Origin of the sequence: Bartonella sp. AP4SXKL (genome assembly GCF_042195845.1) — a bacterium.
Lineage (GTDB): Bacteria > Pseudomonadota > Alphaproteobacteria > Rhizobiales > Rhizobiaceae > Bartonella.
In genome coordinates, this window is record NZ_JBHIPA010000043.1 from 1 (window position 1) to 3,514 (window position 3,514).

1 protein-coding gene is annotated in these 3,514 nt (G+C 38.6%); it reads right to left on the bottom strand.

Translation table 11 applies throughout. The features are described from left to right. A partial coding sequence (locus ACFIMI_RS09530) for an autotransporter outer membrane beta-barrel domain-containing protein (protein WP_375692523.1) occupies nt 1–2,855 on the bottom strand: 2,855 nt, incomplete at its 3' end. Nucleotides 2,856–3,514: the final 659 nt, after the last annotated feature.

Below are 3,514 nucleotides of genomic sequence, written 5' to 3' on the forward strand. Positions count from 1 at the left end.
TATTTGAGAGGTCCGCGTTCAGAAGATAAGGTTCCTGTGTTTCCGTAAGTATAGAGGAAGAAACCGGTTTGTTTTTCTTCTTCTTTTCTTAAGACAGATGTTCTGATATTGGCTAAAAGTGCATTTTGTTTAGCCATATCCGTTAATCCACTATAGAAGAGAGCATTTGGCATGACCAAATAGCTTGCTGTTTGTGGTACAGGGGCAACGGTAGGGATATTTGTTTCAGGATCAGGATTTGAACCAGAATTGGAGTCAAGCAGTTCGGGTTGCAAACGGAAATCCCAGAAGTTTTCATTCTTTTCATCAAAGAGGTTTTGCGCAATATCGGCTTTTCCTTGGCTTGAGTCTGGTCCATAGGCACGTAGTGTATACATATCCGGTAAGCCACCTCTTGTGGTATAGCCATTTACCAGTTTGAAAGAGTTTTCTTCTGCTTTTCCAGAAACTTGAATAAGTGAAAGACCACGGACATTGGCAGCAGCAGAGGTATTTGCTTCGATATTGTTCTCTTCTAAGTGCCCCGTGACATAAACTGATGTGTTGCCAGAGACATCCCCATGGATCAAAAGTCTATCGGTTTTTTGGTCATTTATTGCAGCACCATCACTCCAAGCCGTATTGAAGTAAATCTTTGCATCACCCGTTGCATTGTAGACTTCTTGCGTGTCTGGTTTACCAGAACCTATATGCAATGTTTGGTAATGCTCTTCTGTTGGTTTCTCAAAAACAATGGAGCTGTTATCGAGATTAAGCGTGGAAATATCAGAACGAGATCTTTGAGCGATATCAAGGAGATTGCCATCATCATCTTTTTCGTTTTTGCTGATTTTCAACGTCCATTTTGTATCGTTTTTCAGATCAAAGTGCACATTTCTGTCTTTAGCAATATTTGCTCTGCCTTCTAGAGTAGACTGATCAGTGCTTAAGGTGAAGGTGCCGTTGGAGATCGCTTTAACCTCTTTACCATCCCACAAATCTTTATCTTTCCATGACGTTTTGTCCCAAGCAATACCATTTCCTAGTAAAACATCGGCATGGACCTCTGATTTTTTAAGATTGACTGTGCCGATTGATGGAACTGTAGTATCTTCGATACTTTTTTCAACAACAGCTCCAATGAAAATTCCTGTGCCATTTTCAGCATGAAGCTCTGCATTGGTCAGATTGATCTCATTACTATGATATTTTTGTGGATCATGCGAGCCATTTGGATTATCATCGGAGAAAGTTGCGAATTGTAAACCGGCAACTTCTGCTGTGGCAGAAACATCTGTCAGATCAATATGTCCGCCATTTATTACAACCAGCGCAGCCATTTTTGCTTCTATTGTATTTTTCTTCCCCTTCTGAGGAGTATCGGATTGGGTATCTAGACCTTTAGAATTAGTATCAATAGCGCCATTAACCATCTTAATTGTGCCATCTTCACCAGTAGCGAGACCAATACCAACATTTTGAATAGTTGTTTTGCCATTTAATTCAACTATACTATCAGCCTCCCAAGTGCTTACACCAACGGTTTCTGCTTCGGACTCACCACCGATTATTGTTAAATCTCCGGTAATGATTTTACTCCCATCATCTGCATAAAGACCTTCATCAAAATTTTGAATGGTTGTTTTGCCAGTTAACTGAATTTCACTCCCAGAGCCCGATGTCCATACACCAGATCGTGCTTCATTGGGGTTGTCATTAATTGCTTTACCACCGACTATTGTTAAATCTCCGCTGGTAATTTTACCACCATTAAAGGCTCCAAGACCGTACGAAACTTTTTCAAAGGTTGTATGCCCCTTTAATTGAATTTCACTATTGGGATCAATGGCTATTATACCAGAAGTGCCGTATTCTTGGTTTTCATAAGCAGTTATTGTTAAATCTTCGCTGGTGATTTTACCACCTTTTTCTGCTCTCAGTCCGTCTCTAACTTTTTCAATGCTTGTTTTGCCTTTTAATTCAATTATGCTTCCAAAGCCATGGGCATTTGCACCGTTTCCGAAGTTATCGGTTGTTAGAGTAACATCCGTAATTTCAATACGTCCACCATTTTTTGTAAGTAATGCGTTTTCATGTCCATTCAAATTTCCTCCTATGACAGTCCCTCCTTTCATTGTGACCTTGGATTCTATACCATCTGCATGGAGTGCATTACCCTTAGATGATGCGACTGTAACATTGTTGTTTAAAGTAATGATGCTGCCGTTTCCAGCATATACCCCATCAGTTTCCCCATCGAGTGATCCTCCAGAGATTGTTATTGTCGAGTGATCATCTGCAAATATGCCTTTTAGTGCTTGAGTAACGGTTACATTGTTCAAGGTTACTGTGCTGTTTTTAGCACTTATTCCTAAGGATAGTGAACTGTTATCGTTTTCACTCGATATTACTACGTCTTCCAGCTTGTTTTTTTTACTCTTACTGTCAGAAAAGGAAGCACCAGTGCTAGATAAAATGCCAGATGAGGAGGCCTCCATTCCAGAATATGTAATTGTTCCCTTAGTCATTTGAAGTGTAGCACCGTCTTTGGCTTCAAGGCCTAAGAAAATACCAGAACCAGTGCCTTTAATGGTTGTGCCATCCAGTAACTCAATCGCACTGTCAGCACCTTCTGCTGTTACAGCATAGACGGTTTGGTTTGTGCCTTGGTTTATATCTTTATTCGTAACAATGGTTAAATGTTTTCCAATGATTTTGCCACCGTCTTTTGCGTGAATAGTTTCGTAGGTTTTATCGGATACTTCTTGTTGTTTTCCCTCAGAAACTACGAGGGTTTCAGCATGTGCACTGAACTGGATGTTGAACAGGATAATAGCGGCTGCAGCCGTACATGATAAAAGGGATGTTTTATACACTAGTATTCTCCTTATGAGAGCCCCAAAATATTCATTTCCCCGCGAACTTCATAAGAAGAAGTGAAAATGGATAGTTGTTATTACTTTCAGTAATTGTTTTTATTTGGTAAGACATTTTTGGTTTTTTGTCAAAATTAAAAAATAATTGATATTAATTATGTCTAATACAAAATGTATTTATAATGGATTTTATTTAAAGAATTATAATTTTGAATATTATTATTCAGAGAAATATTGTGAGATACTGATATAGTGGTACCATAACATCTTTTACGTGATGGTAGGGATTATTATATGACGCAAATTGGGGTTATGAGGGAACAAAAAAGGATGTAGAAGAAGCTAGTAAAAAAGCTAACTTACTTGGGCTTAAAGTGGGCTTTCATCTTTCAACACAGTGGTATTAATTTATTTCTAATAGACTTCTCTTTTTTTCAAAGTAGGAAGTACTCTTCATCCACTGGGGATGGAAGTGCTCTGTTGCGTTTGTTGTGTCTTGTCTTGGAGATTTTCGTAAAGAACTAAGTATAAAGAGGGGAGGGTGCTTTAAAAGGAAAAAGGATGACTTTAATGTACAAAAGGGGCAGCATACTGTGCTGCCCTTTTTGTTAAATTGAATAGAATGAATAGGCTATTTTTACAGCCTTGATTTAAAACTG